Source organism: Aureimonas sp. Leaf454 (assembly GCF_001424685.1).
Classification (GTDB): Bacteria; Pseudomonadota; Alphaproteobacteria; order Rhizobiales; family Rhizobiaceae; genus Plantimonas.
On the sequence record NZ_LMQT01000005.1, the window covers coordinates 71,886 to 89,590 of the forward strand.

A 17,705-nucleotide genomic window follows, 5' to 3' on the forward strand; every position below is an offset into this window, starting at 1 on the left:
CCACCTTCGACCCGGCCGGAACCGAAGCCGCCAGCGTCCTCGGGCTCTTCTGGGTCATGCTGGCGGGCGCGACGGCGATCTGGATCCTCGTCGTCGGCCTGTCCGTCTTCGTGACGGTCGTGAAGCCCGGCCGCTTTTCCGAGCGGGCGGGCGTCCATCTCATCGTCTGGGGCGGCTGCGTCTTTCCCACCGTCGTCCTCGGCGCCCTCCTTTGGTACGGCCTCGCCCTGATGCCCGGCTTCCGCGCACCCGCCGACGAGGGCCCGCGGATCGCCATCTCGGGCGAGCGCTTCTGGTGGCGCGTCAATTACGGCGTCGACGGCACGCCGGGGGTCGCCAAATCCCTGCCGCGCGGCGGCACCGAGAGCGCCAACGAGCTCTGGCTGCCCGTCGGCAAGCGCACCGAGATCCTGCTCGGCAGTCCCGACGTCATCCATTCCTTCTGGGTTCCCTCGATCGCGGGGAAGACCGACACCATTCCCGGCCGCGTCAACCGCATCGTGCTGGAGCCGACGCGCGAGGGCGTCTTCAACGGCGTCTGCGCCGAATTCTGCGGCGAGGCCCATGCCCAGATGGGCTTTCGCGTGATCGTCGCCTCGCAGGCCGACTTCGACGCCCGCATCGCCGCCGAGGCCGCGCCCGCCGCCGTCACGAGCGGGCCGGGCTACGACGCCTTCATGGCGAATGGCTGCGCGGGCTGCCACACCGTGCGGGGCACCGAGGCGGCGGGCCGCGTCGGACCCGACCTCACCCACGTCGCGGCCAGGGCCACGATCGGCGCGGGCCTCCTGCCGATGACGACCGAGAACCTCGCCCTCTTCATCCACTCCACCGGCCACGTGAAGCCGGGCGTCGAGATGCCGGCCTTCTCGGCCCTCCCCAAGACCGAACTCGACGCCATCGCCGCATGGCTCGGAGACCTCCCATGAGCGGCAGCACGACCTTCGACGGCGCGACCCCGAACGATCCGACCCTGCGACCCGACGGTCCGAACTCGACATCCTCGCTCGCCCGCAAGCAGGCAGCGCTCGACGCCGTCGGTCCCCATTCCGATGATCCGGCCGAGGATGCGGAGATCCGCCGCGCGCAGGAAGAGCGGCTCGACGCGGTCTGGGCCTCGCCAAAGGGCTGGCGCTACTGGTCCGACGTGAACAACACCGAGATCGGCGTCTGGTACACGGCGACCTCGCTCGGCTTCATGCTGTTCGCCGGCATTCTCGGGCTGATGATCCGCGCCCAGCTCGCCGTTCCCGACAACGACTTCCTCACCGCCAATTTCTACAACCAGGTCTATACGCTGCACGGCACGGCGATGATGTTCCTCTTCGCCGTGCCGATCTTCGAGGCGGTGGCGATCATCCTCCTGCCGCAGATGCTGGGCGCGCGCGACCTGCCCTTCCCCCGTCTGTCGGCCTTCGGCTACTGGTGCTTCCTCATCGGCGGCGTCTTCGTCTGCGGCTCGATCTTCTTCGGCGCGGCGCCCAATTCCGGCTGGTTCATGTATCCGCCGCTGACCACCGAGGAGCGCTTCACGCCCGGCTACGGCGCCGACATCTGGCTGCTCGGCCTGTCCTTCATCGAGGTCGCCTCGATCGCGGCCGCCGTGGAGCTCATCGTCGGCACGCTGAAGTGCCGCCCGCCCGGCATGCGGCTGAACCTCATGCCGCTCTATGCCTGGTACGTCCTGGTCGTGGCGGGGATGATCCTCTTCGCCTTCCCTCCGCTGATCGCCGGCGACATCCTCTTCGAGCTCGAACGCCTCTTCGACTGGCCGTTCTTCGATTCCACGCGCGGCGGCGATCCGATGCTGTGGCAGCATCTCTTCTGGATCTTCGGCCACCCCGAGGTCTACATCGTCTTCCTGCCGACGATCGCGCTCCTCGCCATGATCGTGCCGACCTTCGCCCAGAGGTCTCTGCTCGGCTATTCCTGGATCGTCCTGGCGGCGGTGGGCACGGGCTTCCTGTCCTTCGGCCTCTGGGTCCACCACATGTTCGCGACGGGCCTGCCGGCGATCTCGCTCGGCTTCTTCTCCGCCGCCTCCGAGGCGGTGGCGATCCCGACCGGCGTGCAGATCTTCGTCTTCCTCGCGACGCTGATGACCGGCCGCGTCATCTATTCCGTGCCGATGCTGTTCGTCTCCGGGGCGCTCGCGACCTTCGTGCTCGGCGGCCTCACCGGCGTCATGGTCGCGCTCGCGCCCTTCGACTGGCAGGCGCACGACACCTACTTCATCGTGGCGCATCTGCACTACGTCCTCATCGGCGGCGTCGTGTTTCCGCTGGTCGCCGGCATCTTCTACTACTGGCCCGTCGTCTCCGGCCGCAAACTTTCGGACCGGCTGGGCAAATGGGCCTTCTGGCTGATGTTCGCCGGCATGAACATCGCCTTCTTCCCCATGCACTTTTCCGGTCTCGCCGGCATGCCGCGCCGCGTCTGGACCTATCCCGAAGCGCTCGCCATCTCGCTCCCGAACCTCGTCTCGTCGATCGGCGCGGCGATCCTCGCCGCCGGCCTCCTCGTCGTGCTCTTCGACATGCTGCGGCCGCGCGGAAAGGAACCCTACGCCCAGCGCAATCCCTGGAACGCGGGCACGCTGGAATGGCTGACCCAGATGCCGGGCAAGAACTACGGCGTGCGGACGGTTCCGATCATCACCTCGCGCTATCCGCTCTGGAGCCAGCCGGGCTTCCTCGAGAATTACGACGCCGGCCGGTTCTACATGCCCGATGCCGAGGAGATGAAGCGCGAGACCATGGTCACCGGGGTCCTCGACGCCGAGCCGCTGCAGGTCCTGCGCGTGCCGGGCCCGAGCTTCATGCCGATGATCTCGGCCATCTGCCTCGGCTCGGTCTTCATCCTCGCGACCTTCCATCTCTGGATGTGGACCATCGCCGCGATGGTCGTCGCCACCGGCGCGATCCTCGTCTGGCTCTGGCGAGGCACCTCGATCATTCCGGAAAAGAGCGAGAAGGACGTCGGCCTCGGTCTCAAGCTGCCGCTCTATCGCTCGGGTCCGGCCTCCGTCTCCTGGTGGGCGATGTTCATCACCATGACCGGCGACGCCACGGCCTTCTTCAGCCTCGTCTTCGGCTATTTCTTCTTCTTCACCATCCATGCCGACTTCCCGCCGCCGGGCGCGGTCGGCCCCGGCCTTCTCTGGCCGCTGGTCGCGCTGGCGCTCTTCCTCGCCGCCTGGATCGCCTCCGCCGTCGCGCTTCGGGCGAACCGGATCGGCCGTGTGCGCCTCGCGCGCATCCTTCTGGGTGGCGCGGGCCTCGGCTCGCTCGCCGCGGGCGCCGCGCTGCTCTGGGGTCCCTATGTCACGGGCCTCGAGCCGAGCACCCACGCCTATCCCGCGATCGTCTGGACGCTCGCCATCTGGACCGCCGTCCACGCTGCCGTCGGCGCGCTCATGCTGTTCTATTGCCTCGCCCGGTCCCTCGCCGGCCGGCTGACGCCCGTCCACGACCTCGATCTCTCCAATGTCGCGCTCTACTGGCACTTCATGGCGCTGACGGCGGTCGTCACGGTCGCGACGATCGCCCTCTTCCCGCTGGCGGTCTGAGGAGGTTCCGCGATGTCCCGTCCCGATACCCAGACCCGCGACACGCTTTGGACGCTGATCACGGCGCCCACCGTTTGGGCCGTGCACTTCGTCCTCTGCTACGTGTTCGCCGCCTATGAATGCGCACCGAACGACGCGATCTTTCAACCGATCGAAGTCTCGCGCTATGCGATCGCGGGCTTCACCCTCGTGGCGCTCGTCATCATCGGATATGTCGGCCTGCGCGGCTTGCGCGAATGGCGCTCCAACGAGGGCTCCTTCCCCCATGCCGACGACACGCCGGAGGACCGCGAGCGCTTCCTCGAATTCTCCTCCGTGCTCCTCGCCGCCCTGTCCTTCATCGCCGTTCTCTTCGTGGCCCTTCCCGCTCTCCTCCTCGTGGATTGCCGATGAGCGCCGGCCTCCTCGCCCCCGCCCGCACCCTGCCCCGGGGCGCCCTGCCGCTCGGCGCCGGCCTGTCCCTGCTCGCGCTCCTCTGGGCGGGGTCGGTGCCGGGGCTCGGCCTCGCCGGCATCGGGCCGGACTCCTTCTCCGCCCACATGATCCGCCACATGGGCATCGTCGCCGTCGCCTCGCCGCTCGTCGCCTTCGGCCTGTCCCGCCTTTATCCGAACCTTTGCGCGCTCGTGCCGCCGGGCTTCGCGATGGTGGCCTCCTTCGCGGAATTCGCCGTCGTCTGGGGCTGGCACGCGCCCGCCCTCCACGATGCCGCGCGCGCCTCGACCGGGCTCTTCCTTCTCGAACAGGGCTCCTTCCTCCTCGCGGGCCTCAGCCTCTGGCTGGGCGCGATCGGCGCGGCCGATGCCAGCGGCCGGGCCGCGCGGGCCGGCGGCGTCGGGGCCCTACTCCTCACCTCCATGCACATGACCCTGCTCGGCGCGCTTCTTCTGCTCAGCCCCCGTCCGCTGTATGCCTTCGGCGACCTCTGCCGGCCCGGCGAGACCATGACGCCGCTCGGCGATCAGGCGCTCGGCGGCGTCATCATGCTTCTCGTCGGCGGCGCCGCCTATCTCGCGGGCGGCCTCGCGCTGCTCTCGACGCTGCTCGGCCGCGGCACCGACCGGGAGCGCGGGCCCGACCATGCGCCGGCCGATATCGGGAGACCCCGCTCATGAGGATCCGGTTCGATCTGAACTGGAAGACCGCCGGCCTCGGCGCTCTTCTCGGCGCCGCCGGGGCGCTTGCCGTCGGCTGGTCGGGCCTCGTCTCGATCGCCGCATCCTCCGGCCATTTCGGCCCGGTCGCCTGGTTCCTGCACTGGACCATGGGCAATGCCGTCGACACGCAGTCGCTCGGCATCGAGCCTCCTGCCGATGTCGATCTGGGCAGCCCGATGCTGGTGCAGCGCGCGGCCGGCCATTTCGCGAGCGGCTGCGCAGCCTGTCACGGTGCGCCCGGCGAGGAACAGTCGCCGCTGGTGCGCGCCATGATGCCGCCGCCGCCGCGCCTCGAGGACCGCGTCGGCTACGGCGCGAAGTGGAAGGACCGCGAGCTGTTCTGGATCGTGCAGCACGGCATCAAATATTCCGGGATGCCCGCCTGGGTCTCGCAGGAGCGTCCGGACGAGGTCTGGGCGATGGTGGCCTTCCTGCGCGCCTATCCCGATATGACCCCCGAGCGCTACCGGACGCTGGCGCTCGGATCCGGCCAGCCCGCCGCTCCCGGCGGACCCGATCGCGTCGCCAACGCGCTCGCCGACTGCGCGCGCTGCCACGGCATGGACGGCCAGGGCGTCGGCGGCGCAGCGGAAGCGGGCGCCTTTCCCGTGATCGCCGGCCAGCCCGAGCCCTATCTTCTCGAAACCTTGCGCGCCTATGCCAGGGGCGGCCGGGCGAGCGGCATCATGCAGCCCGCCGCCGGCATCCATTCCGACGAGGTTCTGGCCGAACTCGCGGCGCATTACGCGGCCCAGCCCGCGCTCCGCAAACCCGCGCCCGCCTCGCCCGGCACCGCGCCCGGCCTTCCCGAGACACCGGAAACCTCGGCCGCGGTTCCCGGCAGCATTGCCCTGCCGGCCGCCGTCGCCACCCGCAACGCCGTCGCAGCCGAGGTCGAGCCCTCCGCGCCGCACGGCCCGCCCTACGACGAGGCCGGGCTTCTCGAACTCGGCCGCCTCATCGCGACCGAAGGCCTTCCCACGCGAAAGCTCCCGTCCTGCGAAAGCTGCCACGGCGATGACGGCCGCGCGAAGAACCCGAACTATCCCCGCCTCAACGGCCAGCCCGCCTGGTACCTCTCCACCCACCTCACCCTCTGGAAGCATCACCAGCGCGGCGGCGGACCCTATTCCCACCTCATGGACAAGATCGCGCCCCACCTGACCGACGAGCAGATCGAGGCGCTGGCGCTGTGGTATGCGGGGCGGGAGGGCTAGAGGAACGATCCGGCGGGATCAGACGTCCTCCGGCATATCCGGATCGCTGCCGGCGCCCGCCACACCCCCCGCAGACGAGCCGCAGACCGACGAGGCCGCGACACCGCGCGCGCCGATGTCGGCTTCGACGGCCGTCAGGCGGAGACGGATGTCGTCGCGATCCACCGCTTCGCGCCATCCCATGGGGCTTCGTGCCAGGGCCGGCACCCCGCCGCTCATCCCGGCAGCGAAATGAACTCGGCGTCGTCGCCGGAGGGCAGATGAAACCGGCCGCCGGAGAAGTCGGCCGCGCGCCATGCCTCCTTGGCCGCTTCGATCCGCTCCCGCGAGGAGGCGACGAAGTTCCACCAGATGTAGCGCGGCCCGTTCAGCGTCTCGCCGCCGAGGATCATCAGGCGGGCGCCGTGGGTCCCGGCCTTGACGGTGATCGCGTCGCCCGGGCGGAACACCATCATGCGTCCCGCCTCGTAGCTCGTCCCCGCGATCTCGATCGCGCCCTCCACCACGTAGATCCCGCGATCCTCGTGTTCGGTGGGCAGCGGCAGGCGCGCGCCGGCGGCCAGCACGGCGTCGGCATAGACCATCTCGGAAAAGGTCGAGACGGGGGCGCGCTCGCCATAGGCGGTGCCGAGGATGAGGCGCACGCTCTTGCCCTCGCCTTCGATGAGGGGAAGCTCGCGCGATGCGCGGTGCTCGAAGCTCGCCGCATCGTCCTCATGCGCTTCGGGCAGCGCCACCCAGGTCTGGATGCCGGCGAGACGGTGCGGCGCGGCCCGCGTCTTTGCGCCCGTCCGCTCGGAATGCGTGACGCCCGAGCCCGCGATCATCCAGTTGACGTCGCCGGGCAGGATCGTCTGGTCCGCCCCGGTGGAGTCGCGATGGTGGAACGAGCCCTAGTGGAGATAGGTGACGGTCGCGAGGCCGATATGGGGATGCGGGCGGACATCGATGCCGCCGTCCGTCAGAAATTCGACCGGTCCCATCTGGTCGAAGAAGATGAACGGGCCGACCATCTGGCGCTGGGGCGCCGGCAGCGCGCGGCGCACCTCGAAGCCGCCGAGATCGCGTGCCCGCGGCACGATCATCGTCTCGATGGAGTCCAGCGAACCGGCGTCGGTGCCGGTCGGCTCGAGGGCGGGATTCCAGCTCATGGCCTGTCTCCTTGTTCGGGTGCGGCGTCATGTCCGCCGAAAGGCGTCAGCGCTTCCAGACATCCGCCCATTCCGGGTGCTTGCCGAACTCGGCCCGGGCGAAGGGACAGAGCGGCATGATCGTCTTGCCCGCCGCCCGCGCGTCCTCGACGGCGCGGGCGACGAGACGCCGGCCGACGCCCTGGCCGCGAAAGGCATCGGGAACGTCGGTGTGCTCGATGATGATCATCGAGGCCCCGGCCCTGGAGAAGGCGAGCTCGGCGACCGCGCCGCCGGGCTCGCTCAGCGTGTAGACGCCCTTCGACGGCGTCTCGGCAAACGCGATCGCGTTCATGCCGCGACCCGCGAAGCATCGCCCGACAGGAACTGCGCGGCCGCCGCGATCTCGTCCTCGCGGATTTCGTGCCCGCCCTCGTGCCAATGCAGCGTCACCGTCGCGCCGCCCGCCCGCAGCGTGTCCGCCAGACGCTCGGTCAGCGCAGGCGGGCAGATCGGATCGCGCCGACCCGCCGTGATGAGGACACGCAGTCCCGACAGCTGTGGAACGGCGGCCGGCTCGAACGGGATCAGCGGATGCATCAGCACCGCGGCGTCGAAGACGCCCGGCGCGTCGAGCAGCACCGAGGCGAGGATGTTCGCCCCGTTGGAGTAGCCGAGGCCGATGGTCCCGGACGCTTGCCGACGCTCGGCCGCGGCCTTCACGAACCGCGCCATCTTTCCCGTCGCGCGGGCGAGATCGGCCATGTCGTACTGGCCTTCCGCGCGGCGGCGGAAGAAGCGGGCGGCACCCGCTTCCGAGACGTCGCCGCGCGGGGCGAGGAGGCCCGCCTCCGGCATCAGCTGCCGGCCGAGCTCCACGAACTGGTTCTCGTCGCCGCCCGTCCCGTGGAGAAGAACGAGGAGCGGTCGGCCTTCCGGCGCTGCGTGCTCGCGATGAAGGTAGTCGGCCATCGTATCCTCCTTGTATCCGCTCTCAGGCCGCGAGCGGCTGCAGATGCGCCTCGATCCGCTCGCGGGCATGCTCGTAGCGGCTCGGCAGCTTCAAGGCTTCGCCGAGATGCGCAGGGTCCTCGTCGCGCGTGAAGCCCGGCTCGTTGGTGGCGACTTCGAAGAGGACCCCGCCCGGCGTGCGGAAATAGATCGCCCAGAAATAGTCCCGGTCGATCACCGGCGTCACCTGGTAGCCCGTATCGGCGATGGCCTTTCGAACCGCGAGCTGGGCCGCCCGATCCTCGACCGCGAAGGCGACATGGTGGACGGAGCCCGCACCGAGCTGTGCGGCCGGCGCGCCCGGCAGCGTCTCGATGTCGACGACATCTGCGACGCCGCCGCCCCTCACCGCCATCCGCGTGACGGAGCCGGCCGTCTCCAGCACCTCGTAGTTCATGAAACCGAGCAGCTCGCGCGTCGCTCCGCCGTCGCGCAGCCGCAGCGACACCGAATGGAAGCCGCGGATCGCCACATCCGCCGGAACGCCGCCACCCGTCCAGGCGACACGCGCATCGCCCTCGACCTCCAAGAGGGCGAACCGGTCGCCGTCAGGCCCCTCGAAGTCGAGCCGCTTGGCCGCAAAGCTCGTGCTCTCGGTGACAGGAGCGATGCCGGCGGCCGCCAGCCGGTCACGCCAGTATCCGAGGGCGTCCCGGGGGACGGAGAAGACCGTCGTGCCGACCTCGCCGGCGCCGTGCCGCGCCGGGCCCATGTTCGGGAACGGGAAGTAGGTCATGACCGATCCCGGCGTGCCCAGCTCGTCGCCGTAATAGAGGTGATAGACGTCCGGCGCGTCGAAATTGACCGTCGTCTTCACGCGGCGCAGCCCCAGCGTTCCCGTGAAGAACGCATTGTTGGCGCGGGCGTCGGACGCCATGGACGTCACATGATGAAGTCCCTTGATCTCCTGCAGCATGGCTCGGCTCCTGTTTGGAATGTCGCTTCGAACGCTAAGGTGCCCCTTCGATGCCGGCCGTCCAAGCCACGTAAGGCGCGGTTACTGTCAACAGATATCGAACAATGAAAGGCTCAGCGTCTCGAATGGGACGCCTTTTCACCGAGGCGGCGGAGGCCAGATATGGACACGCCGCGCGATCGGAGCGTGGAATTGGGAGAAAGCCATGCCCGAGATCGACCGTCCGCAGCCCTTCTCCTTTTCCGCGCTGGACATGAAGGCCAAGCTCGAGGACGAAACCTACGAGCCGCGTCTGGCCAAGCTGCAGGGCAAGCTCGTCGCGATCGAGCAGGCCTATCTCGGCTCGCAGGAGAGCGCGGTCATCGTCTTCGAGGGCTGGGACGCCGCGGGCAAGGGGGGCGCGATCCGGCGCATCTCGAACGTCCTCGATCCCCGCGGCTTCAAGGTCTGGCCGATCGCGGCACCCGGTCCGGACGACTTGAAGCGGCATTATCTCGCCCGCTTCTGGGAGCGCCTGCCCAAAACCGGCGAGATCGCCGTCTTCGACCGCTCCTGGTACGGGCGCGTTCTCGTCGAACGCGTCGAGGGCTTCGCGCCCGAGGCCGACTGGCGCCGGGCCTATGACGAGATCAACCATTTCGAGAAGACGCTCGCGGACGCCGGCATCCGCATCGTCAAGATCTTCCTCTCGATCACGCGGGAGGAGCAGCTGGAGCGTTTCGTCAAGCGCATGGACGATCCGTTGAAGCGCTGGAAGCTCAGCGCCGAGGATTTCCGCAACCGTGGCAAGTGGGACGCCTATATCGAGGCCGCCGAAGAGATGATCGCCCGGACGTCGACCTCGCACGCGCCCTGGCAGGTCATCCCGTCGAACTCCAAGAAATACTCCCGCATCACCGCCCTCCAGGCGATCGTCGATCGCCTCTCGTCCGATGTCGACCTCACCCCGCGGCCGCTGCCGCCGGCGGTCGCCGAAGCGGCGCGCCAAGCGGTGGAGGCGGACAAGAACCGGAAGGGCTGAGGCCGCCCCGGCGGTCCGGTGCGGCGGTCCGTCGGATCGTCTCGGTCGTCAGCGCAAGGACAAGGCGGCCGGGACCATCGTCAGAGCGCCGTCGCCGCGATGCGGTCCTCGGCCGCGTCTTCGCGATGCCACCACCGCGCGATGCGGCCGGCCGCCATCCAGAGCGCCAGCGTCACCGGCAGCGCGACGAGCCCGTCGACGGCATAGTGCCAGGCCAGCGCGATCGATCCGACGAAGATCCAGACCGCATAGGCGGCGAAGGCCCAGCCGAGCCTGCGACCGAGATGGCGGGCGGCGAGCGCCATCAGAACGGCCATCGCATTGTGCAGGCTCGGCATGGCGGAGATGCCCAAAGAATCGCCCTGCCCGACATAGCCGCTCCACAGCAAGTCCTGCGTCGTCAGGGAGAAGAGCGGGACGACTGCCCCCGCCGCCCGCAGGCTTTCGAGCAGCGGCTGATAGGGGTCGGCGGGAAGCCCGAGCAGGCCGTAGAAGCAGGGACCCGCCGAGGAGAAGACGAGCGCGAGAAGGCTGCCCTCGACGAACCAGACGAGAAAGAAGGCCGTGAGATACCGCGTGCGCAATGCCGAGGGCCGCTGCGCGAAGGCAAAGCCGATGAAGCCTCCCAGCATGAAGAAGAACCACAGATTGTAGGCGACGTTCGTGAGCATCAGCGGGACGGGATGGCTCATCACCGGCGCCAGGATCTCGTGGGGCAACGCGCCGAAGGAAAGAGCCCGATCCCAGGCGACGAAGGTCTCGTCCCAGTCGAAGGGTCGGATCAGCGGGATCATCGTCTTGAATTGAGCGAAGATCGACATGAACGGGATGAACAGCGCGATGACGGGCCAGCCCATCGCCGCCCGGCCGCGATCGCACGACACCGCCTTAATGTCGGCCAGGAGAGCCACGGTCGCACTGCCGCTGGGGCGCGCCTTGAGGATCCGACCAAAGCAGATCGCAACGACACAGATCGGAAGCGCGACGAGAAGAAAGAAGACAATGCTTTCCAGCATCATCTGGAGGTCGAACCCAGGCAACTCGGTGTAGACGACCTGAAGCGAGAGAATGGTCGCCAGCTGAACACCGACGACGACCGGCAGGAAACCGACCGAGCGGAACGAATCGGATGCCCAAGCCGGGAGAGACGGGTGCCGCACGACAGGCGAAGAAAAAGCAGAAGCGTCCATCGTCATCCCCGGCCATCCCGTCACGATTTGCCCACAGGACGCATCGTTAGGTTGTCAGGCGTGCACGCTTAGATAAACGAAGTCACCCAAATTTTTGTCAGCGTCAACGAACGATGAACGATCCGCAGGCGTCGAAGACCTCGAAACACCGGTGCGCCGGGAATCGTTGAGGCGCGAAACCCCGCTGCGGAGCAGGAGCTTTGCCCGGTTCTCGCAGCGGACCACGGCTCGAAGAGGTGAAAAACGGCGCCACGTCGGGAGCGCTATGAACTCGACCGAACGCGCAGCCGTCGCACGGGAGGGTCCGACCATGGCGTTCGGTCGTCGAGGGGATCCCCGAGGCGGCGTTCCTCCCCCTCCGCGCCCGTCGCTTCGACGGCGGTGTCCGCCGCCGCCGACCCCGGGACGCCATCCTCGGGCGGCACGCGCGCGACACGGCCGGTGCGGCGATGCTTCTCCTCGCCGCGTCCGTCAGTCCTCCCGGAAATCCTTCGGCACCAGCCCATGCCGCTGGAGCTTGTCGTAGAAGGTCTTGCGCGGGATCTTCAGCTCCGCGATCGCGGGCGCCGCCGCACCCTTGTGCCTTTGCAGCGCTTCGCCGAGCAGCCGAGCCTCGTAGGCCTCGACCCGTTCGGCCAGTCCGAGGTCGGCCGCACTGTCTGCGCCCGGCTCCGGCGGCGACCCGCCGAGATCCTCGATCCCCAGCGCCACGCGCTCGGAGAAGTGGACGAGTTCGCGCACGTTGCCCGGCCAGTCGTGCCGGGAGAGATGCGCGCGCACGGAGGGCGACAGGTCCGGCACCTCGCGCCGGAAGCGCAGGGCCGCGCGGGCGAGGAAGTGGGAAAAGAGAAGCGGCACGTCGGCCCGCCGCTCGCGCAGGGGCGGAATGCGCACGGTCACGACGTTCAGCCGGTAGAAGAGGTCCTCGCGAAAATCGCCGCGCGCGGTGGGATCGGACAGGTCCGCCTTCGCCGCGGCGACGACGCGCAGATCCACCTTGCGCACCTCGTTGACGCCGAGCGGCGCGATTTCGCGTGCCTCCAGCACGCGCAGGAGCTTCACCTGCAACGCCTGGGGCATGGATTCGATCTCGTCGAGGAAGAGCGTCCCGCCCGAGGCATGTTCGATCCGCCCGATCCGCCGCTTCTCGGCGCCGGTGAAGGCGCCGCGCTCATGGCCGAAGAGCTCGCTTTCCATGATCGTCTCGGGCAGCGCCCCGCAGTTGATCGCCACGAAGGCCCCCTTCGCCCGCGGGCTCCAGCGGTGGATGAGTTCGGCGACGACCTCCTTGCCCGATCCCGTCTCGCCTTCGACGAGCACGTCCACCTCCGCGCCCGCCACCTGGCGCAGCGTTCGGCGGAGCTTCTCCATCGCCGGCGTCTCGCCGATCAGCGGCATGTCCGTATCGATCCGCTCGGCGGCCGCGCGCAGGCGGCGGTTGTCGAGCACGAGCCGCCGCTTTTCCGCCGCCCGCGCGACGCTTCCCGTCAGCCTGTCGGCGAAATAGGGCTTGGCGATGAAGTCGTAGGCGCCCTCCTTCAAAGCCGCGACCGCCATGTCGACGTCGCCATGCCCGGTCACCAGGATGACGGGTAGATCGGGATCGCGCCGCTGCAGGGCGCGGAAAAGCTGCAGGCCTCCCATGCCGGGCATGCGGATGTCGGTGACGACCACGCCCTCGAACGTGGCATCCAGCACCTCGAGCGCCGCTTCCGCGGAGGCGAAGGGCAGCGGTCGATATCCCGCCAAGGCCAGCGTCTGCGCATTGGCGCTGCGCAGCGTTTCGTCGTCGTCCACGAAGGCGACCAGGCCGCCCCTGTCCGCGTCGCCCCTCTCCGCATCGTTCATCGCCATGTCGCCTGTCTCCGGCTCGTCCGTCGTCACGTCGCCCATCCGTCGCTCGTCCGCGGTAGGCGGATCAGGAAGGCCGCGCCCTTCCCGGTCTGCGGCGCCAGCACCAGCGCGCCGCCGAGATCGGACACGATGTCGCTGGCAATCACGAGGCCGAGGCCGAGCCCGTTGGGCTTGGTCGTCGCGAAGGGTGTGAAGAGCGTGGCGCGCACGGCCTCGGGAATGCCCGGTCCGTTGTCGCGCACGCCGATCTCGACGCGGTCCGCGTCGAGGCGGGTCGCGATCTCGACCCGTCCCTCCGGCGCCTCGCCGAGCGCATCCAGGGCGTTGCGCACGAGGTTGACGAGAACCTGCTCCAGCCGGACCCGGCTCGCCATCACCACCGCTCCCGGGGCGCCGACAATCCGCTCCACGGTGGCGGGTGAGGAGCGGATGCGGCTGCCGAGGATCAGCAGCGCGCCGTCGACCGCATCCTCGATCTCGACCGGCACGAGCGCGCCGTCGCCGCGCCGGGCGAAGCCCCGCAGCGCATCGGTGATGTCCGCGATGCGCTGCGTGAGGCCGACGACGGTGAGGAGATTGGCGCGCGCCGTCGCAGCGTCCCCACGATCGAGAAACAGGCCGGCATTCTCCGCATAGGTGCGGATGGCGGCGAGCGGCTGGTTGATCTCGTGGGCGACGCCGGCGGTGATCTGCCCCAGCGAGGCCAGGCGGTTGGCCTGCGCGAGATCGTCGCGCAATGCGAGGACACGGGCCTCGGCGCGCTCACGTTCGCCGATCTCGGTGGTGAGACGGCGGTTCGCCGTTCCAAGGTCCAGCGTTCGCGCGGCCACCCGCGCTTCGAGCTCGGCTGCCCGGCGGGCCTCCCGGGCGCGCTCGCCGCGCCGCCGGTCGCGGCGCCGGAGGAGAAGCGCGATCGCCGCCATCGCGATCGCCGACAGGAGAAAGGCGATGAAGCGGGAGAGACCCACCGCTTCCTGCACCGCCGTATCGGAGGCAAGAAGAAGATGCAGCCGCCATCCGGGCAGGCCGCCCTCCACCGGGCCGGAGGCATCGACATAGCCTCGGCCGTCGGTTCCCGAGACGAGATCGGGTTCCACCGGATCTCGCACGAGCGGCAGGGGCGCCAGCGGGGCGGACCCGAATTGCAGGCTGTCCCGGATGTCGGCGGCCTCGTCCCGGCCGAGGGGACGCAGCGTTCCAAAGCGCCAATCCTCGACGCTCGTCGCCACCACGATTCCCCGGGCATCCGCGACGTAGACCGGCATCCCTCCGGCCCGCCAGCCCGCTTCCACGTCGTCGAGTTCGACTTTGACGACGACGACGCCGAGCCCCTGCGCCGCCGTCGCCCCGATCCGCCGCGCGATGTAGACGCCCGGACGACGGCTGACCGTGCCGAGCGCCACCTGTTCGGCCGCGCCTTGGCGCAGCGCGCCCTCGAAATAGCGGCGAAAGCGATAGTTCTGCCCGACGAAGCTGTTCGGCTCGGCGAAATTGCTGGCGGCGACCGTTCGCCCCGCGCGATCGATGACGTAGATCACCGAGGCCCGCGTCGAGAGCTGCAGCCGTCGAAGCTTCTCGTTCACCGCGGCGACGGCTCGCGGTTCGCCCCCAAGGGCCGCGCGCACCGAGGGATCTTCCGACAGGACCGAAGGCAGCGTGCGCTGCTTGTCGAGCTCGCTGCGCAGGGCCGTCGCCGACAGCGGCAGTCGCGCCGCCGCTTCGCTTCGAAGATCGGCGAGGGTGCTCCTGCGCGCGAGTTCGCCGGACGCGATGACCGCCGCTGCGAGAAGGAGACCGCAACAGATCCAGCCGAGGATCGGGACGAGCGCGCGCGATCCGGCGGAGGGTGCCGGTTTCATGCCTTCACCGATCGTGCCGGTTGCATCCTTCACGCGTGCTTCCACCCTCTTGTGCGGAATATGGCACATCGGCTCTCCGGAGCGAGCGGATTTCCGCCCGGAACGCACGCCGCGGGATCGCGATCTCTGTGCAAGCCCCGGCATTCCCGCATGGCAGCCCTGCAGCGCGGGTTTGGCATGAACCTTGCCAAAGGATGAAGGCGGCCGGGGATCCGGGGCGGCCGTCTTCGGGAGCGAAGCGCGGGCGCGGCATGCGCCCAGCCTGACCGGACTTGGGGAGTCCTGACCATGATGCCAACGACCACCGTATCCGCGGGCCATGCGCCCGAGCCGAAGAAGCCCTTCTATCGCCAGCTCTATGTCCAGGTGGTCGTCGCCATCGTGGCCGGCATCCTGCTCGGCCATTTCGAGCCGGTCTGGGGCGAGGCCCTGAAGCCGCTCGGCGATGCCTTCATCAAGCTCGTCAAGATGATCATCGCGCCCGTCATCTTCCTCACCGTCGTCACCGGCATCGCCGGCATGGGCGACCTCAACAAGTTCGGCCGCGTCGTCGGAAAGGCGATGCTCTATTTCATCACCTTCTCGACTCTGGCCCTCGTCGTCGGCCTGATCGTCGGCAATGTCGTGCAACCGGGCGCAGGCCTCAACATCGATCCCGCCTCGCTCGACATGGCGGCCGTTTCGACCTACGCCGAGAAGGCGCATGATCAGTCGATCGTCGCGTTCCTGTCCAACATCATCCCGACCACGATCGTCGATGCCTTCGCCAAGGGCGACATCCTCCAGGTCCTGTTCTTCTCCGTGCTCTTCGGCGTCTCGCTGGCCCTGGTCGGCGAGAAGGCCCGTCCCGTCACGGAATTTCTGCAGACGCTCTCGATCCCGATCTTCAAGCTCGTGGCGCTTCTCATGCGCGCCGCGCCTCTCGGTGCCTTCGGCGCCATGGCCTTCACCATCGGCAAATATGGCATCGGCGCCGTGGCCAGCCTCGCCATGCTGGTCGGAACCTTCTACCTGACGGCGCTGCTCTTCGTGATCGTGGTTCTCGGCGCGGTCTGCCGCTACAACGGCTTCTCCATCTTCGCCCTCATCCGCTACATCAAGGAAGAGCTTCTCCTCGTCCTCGGCACCTCCTCCTCGGAAGCGGCCCTGCCGGCGCTGATGGAGAAGATGGAAGAAGCCGGCGCCTCGAAGTCGGTCGTCGGCCTCGTCGTTCCCACCGGCTATTCCTTCAATCTCGACGGCACCAACATCTACATGACGCTGGCCGCCCTCTTCATCGCGCAGGCGACTAACATCGACCTGTCGCTCGGCGAGCAGGTTCTCCTCCTCCTCGTCGCCATGCTCTCCTCCAAGGGCGCGGCGGGCATCACGGGGGCCGGTTTCATCACGCTGGCCGCGACGCTCTCGGTCGTACCCTCCGTCCCCGTCGCCGGCATGGCGCTGATCCTGGGCATCGACCGCTTCATGTCGGAGGTCCGCGCGCTCACCAACTTCACCGGCAATGCCGTCGCCGCGCTCGTCGTCGCGCGCTGGGAGGGCGAGCTCGACGAGGTCAAGCTGAAGGCCGCCCTCAGTGGCAAGGCCCGTCCGATGTCCGGACGCGACGAATCCCTTGCCCATGCCGAAGGCGCGCCAGCCGCCGCCTGAGCCGGTTCGAACTCAAAGACCAAAGCGCGTCGGATCCCAAAGGTCCGGCGCGCTTTTTCGTTTGGGAAGGATCGTGCTTCGAGTTGAGACCCCGAGGATAGAGCCCGTCGCGCGGCGGATCTCGCTCATACGCAACGTCTCGACCTCGCAAATGCGACGCAAATGCCTCGGCATCAGGCCGCCCTCCACCGTGGCGGGAGACACCAGCGAGCGGCCGGCTCGAAGCCCACGACCTTCGACACGCATCCGACGCGGCGACGTCACCAAGGCGGATGACGCGATGCGGCGGAGGGATGCAGAACCGGACGGTATCCGGCCCGGAGCGCGGAGAGGGTCGCGGCAGGCGTCAAGACGACGACCTCCTCGAGACGGTCCGGCAGAGGCTCGACACGATCGTAGCCATCGACGCCGCATCGCAGGATTCGGTCCTCGTGAAGGAGCCAGGCCTCCTCGTCGCGCTGAATGAAGGTCCCGTCCGGGAGGTCGCCGACCGGCGATCTAATCGTCCGCTGGTCCCTCCCGGCCGTCAGGCGAGCGGCATGGAGTTCGAGATCGATCTCGGATGCGCTCGGCAAGGTTTCGCGTTGGCCGCCCCTGCACCATGCCGCGCGGAAGCGTCGGAACGCCTCCCGCCGGCATTCGGCACAGGGCCGATGCCCCGCCGCCAGGGCCACGGCCTCGTCGAGGAAGAACAGTTCGGTGTACCGCCCGGGCGCCATGAGCCGACGCGGGCCCGCTCGCGGTACGAGGCTGCAGATGATCCAGCGCTTTCCCCGCCACCGCCGGTCCCCGAGCGTCCGCTTCTCGTCGTGCAGACATCCCCGATTGCCCATGAACAGGCCCCGCATCGGCGTGGCGACGATCTGAGAAAACGGCGTCACGCGATTTTGCAGCGGCATGCGGATCCTCTCGGCTCCATCCTTGCGGATCCATCCGTGCGGATCCAAGGAAGCATCGCACGCTATCGGAGCCTGACGGGATCCAGGATTTCGCATGCAGCAGTCGGGCGAATGCCTTGGATCGATCCCTGCTGCGCCTTCCGCGTTTCGCATTTCGAACGCCAAACGCCCGGCGACCTTTCGGCGACCGGGTTATGTTGGAGTTTGGTTTGTGGTGGTGTGTTGAGATGTGAGAG

The 17,705-nt window shown here is 68.7% G+C and carries 15 protein-coding genes and 1 pseudogene; 7 read left to right on the plus strand and 9 right to left on the minus strand.

Going from position 1 to position 17,705, the window contains the following annotated elements; translation table 11 throughout:
- The first annotated feature begins 56 nt into the window (after positions 1-56).
- The 5 genes from ASG43_RS07210 to ASG43_RS07230 are packed head-to-tail and all read left to right on the plus strand — an operon-like array spanning position 57 to position 5,942.
- Positions 57-929, plus strand: coding sequence for a c-type cytochrome (locus ASG43_RS07210; RefSeq protein ID WP_082490717.1), 873 nt, complete (start codon positions 57-59; stop codon positions 927-929).
- Entirely contained in the window at positions 926-3,568 is a 2,643-nt protein-coding gene (gene ctaD, locus ASG43_RS07215; RefSeq protein ID WP_082490718.1) for a cytochrome c oxidase subunit I, read from the plus strand. Before ASG43_RS07210 ends, ctaD begins: the two co-directional genes overlap by 4 nt.
- A gap of 12 nt (positions 3,569-3,580) precedes the next feature.
- Positions 3,581-3,961: a hypothetical protein gene (locus ASG43_RS07220; protein WP_056502380.1), complete on the plus strand. Its 381-nt coding sequence runs from the start codon at positions 3,581-3,583 to the stop codon at positions 3,959-3,961.
- Positions 3,958-4,683, plus strand: a complete 726-nt coding sequence (locus tag ASG43_RS07225; RefSeq protein ID WP_056502382.1) for a cytochrome c oxidase assembly protein — start codon at positions 3,958-3,960, stop codon at positions 4,681-4,683. Before ASG43_RS07220 ends, ASG43_RS07225 begins: the two co-directional genes overlap by 4 nt.
- A complete protein-coding gene (locus ASG43_RS07230) occupies positions 4,680-5,942 on the plus strand; it encodes a c-type cytochrome (protein WP_056502385.1) in 1,263 nt (420 codons plus the stop codon). The genes ASG43_RS07225 and ASG43_RS07230 overlap by 4 nt, the downstream gene beginning before the upstream one ends.
- A gap of 18 nt (positions 5,943-5,960) precedes the next feature.
- Here ASG43_RS07230 and ASG43_RS22615 read toward each other — a convergent pair whose 3' ends face one another.
- The 5 genes and pseudogenes from ASG43_RS22615 to ASG43_RS07250 all read right to left on the minus strand — a co-directional run bounded on the left by ASG43_RS22615 (position 5,961) and on the right by ASG43_RS07250 (position 8,999).
- Positions 5,961-6,125 (minus strand): hypothetical protein, encoded by a 165-nt coding sequence (locus ASG43_RS22615; RefSeq protein ID WP_156386557.1) that lies wholly within the window; start codon positions 6,123-6,125, stop codon positions 5,961-5,963.
- Between the two features lie 32 nt (positions 6,126-6,157).
- Positions 6,158-7,093, minus strand: a pseudogene (locus ASG43_RS07235) (pirin family protein).
- A 46-nt stretch (positions 7,094-7,139) separates the two neighbouring features.
- Positions 7,140-7,427: a GNAT family N-acetyltransferase gene (locus ASG43_RS07240; RefSeq protein WP_056502388.1), complete on the minus strand. Its 288-nt coding sequence runs from the start codon at positions 7,425-7,427 to the stop codon at positions 7,140-7,142.
- Positions 7,424-8,044 (minus strand): alpha/beta hydrolase, encoded by a 621-nt coding sequence (locus ASG43_RS07245; RefSeq protein ID WP_056502390.1) that lies wholly within the window; start codon positions 8,042-8,044, stop codon positions 7,424-7,426. The genes ASG43_RS07240 and ASG43_RS07245 overlap by 4 nt, the downstream gene beginning before the upstream one ends.
- 22 nt (positions 8,045-8,066) lie before the next feature.
- Positions 8,067-8,999, minus strand: a complete 933-nt coding sequence (locus tag ASG43_RS07250; RefSeq protein ID WP_056502393.1) for a ring-cleaving dioxygenase — start codon at positions 8,997-8,999, stop codon at positions 8,067-8,069.
- Between the two features lie 205 nt (positions 9,000-9,204).
- On the opposite strand from ASG43_RS07250, the gene ASG43_RS07255 reads away from it, so the two are divergent.
- Positions 9,205-10,020 (plus strand): polyphosphate kinase, encoded by an 816-nt coding sequence (locus tag ASG43_RS07255; protein WP_056502394.1) that lies wholly within the window; start codon positions 9,205-9,207, stop codon positions 10,018-10,020.
- 80 nt (positions 10,021-10,100) lie between these two features.
- Here ASG43_RS07255 and ASG43_RS07260 read toward each other — a convergent pair whose 3' ends face one another.
- The 3 genes from ASG43_RS07260 to ASG43_RS07270 all read right to left on the minus strand — a co-directional run bounded on the left by ASG43_RS07260 (position 10,101) and on the right by ASG43_RS07270 (position 14,956).
- On the minus strand, positions 10,101-11,210 hold the full coding sequence (locus ASG43_RS07260) for a phosphatase PAP2 family protein (protein WP_162244687.1): 1,110 nt from the start codon (positions 11,208-11,210) through the stop codon (positions 10,101-10,103).
- Positions 11,211-11,681: 471 nt separating this feature from the next.
- On the minus strand, positions 11,682-13,058 hold the full coding sequence (locus ASG43_RS07265; protein WP_056502468.1) for a sigma-54 dependent transcriptional regulator: 1,377 nt from the start codon (positions 13,056-13,058) through the stop codon (positions 11,682-11,684).
- 32 nt (positions 13,059-13,090) lie between these two features.
- A complete protein-coding gene (locus tag ASG43_RS07270) occupies positions 13,091-14,956 on the minus strand; it encodes an ATP-binding protein (RefSeq protein ID WP_056502401.1) in 1,866 nt (621 codons plus the stop codon).
- Between the two features lie 255 nt (positions 14,957-15,211).
- Here ASG43_RS07270 and ASG43_RS07275 point away from each other — a divergent pair, with 255 nt between their 5' ends.
- Positions 15,212-16,570 carry a dicarboxylate/amino acid:cation symporter gene (locus ASG43_RS07275; protein ID WP_056502404.1) on the plus strand — a complete coding sequence of 453 codons (1,359 nt, stop codon included), beginning with the start codon at positions 15,212-15,214 and terminating at the stop codon, positions 16,568-16,570.
- A 260-nt stretch (positions 16,571-16,830) separates the two neighbouring features.
- Here ASG43_RS07275 and ASG43_RS07280 read toward each other — a convergent pair whose 3' ends face one another.
- The gene (locus ASG43_RS07280; protein ID WP_056502470.1) at positions 16,831-17,469 is read right to left on the minus strand and encodes a hypothetical protein; all 639 of its coding nucleotides are present in this window, start codon (positions 17,467-17,469) and stop codon (positions 16,831-16,833) included.
- Positions 17,470-17,705 lie beyond the last annotated feature (236 nt).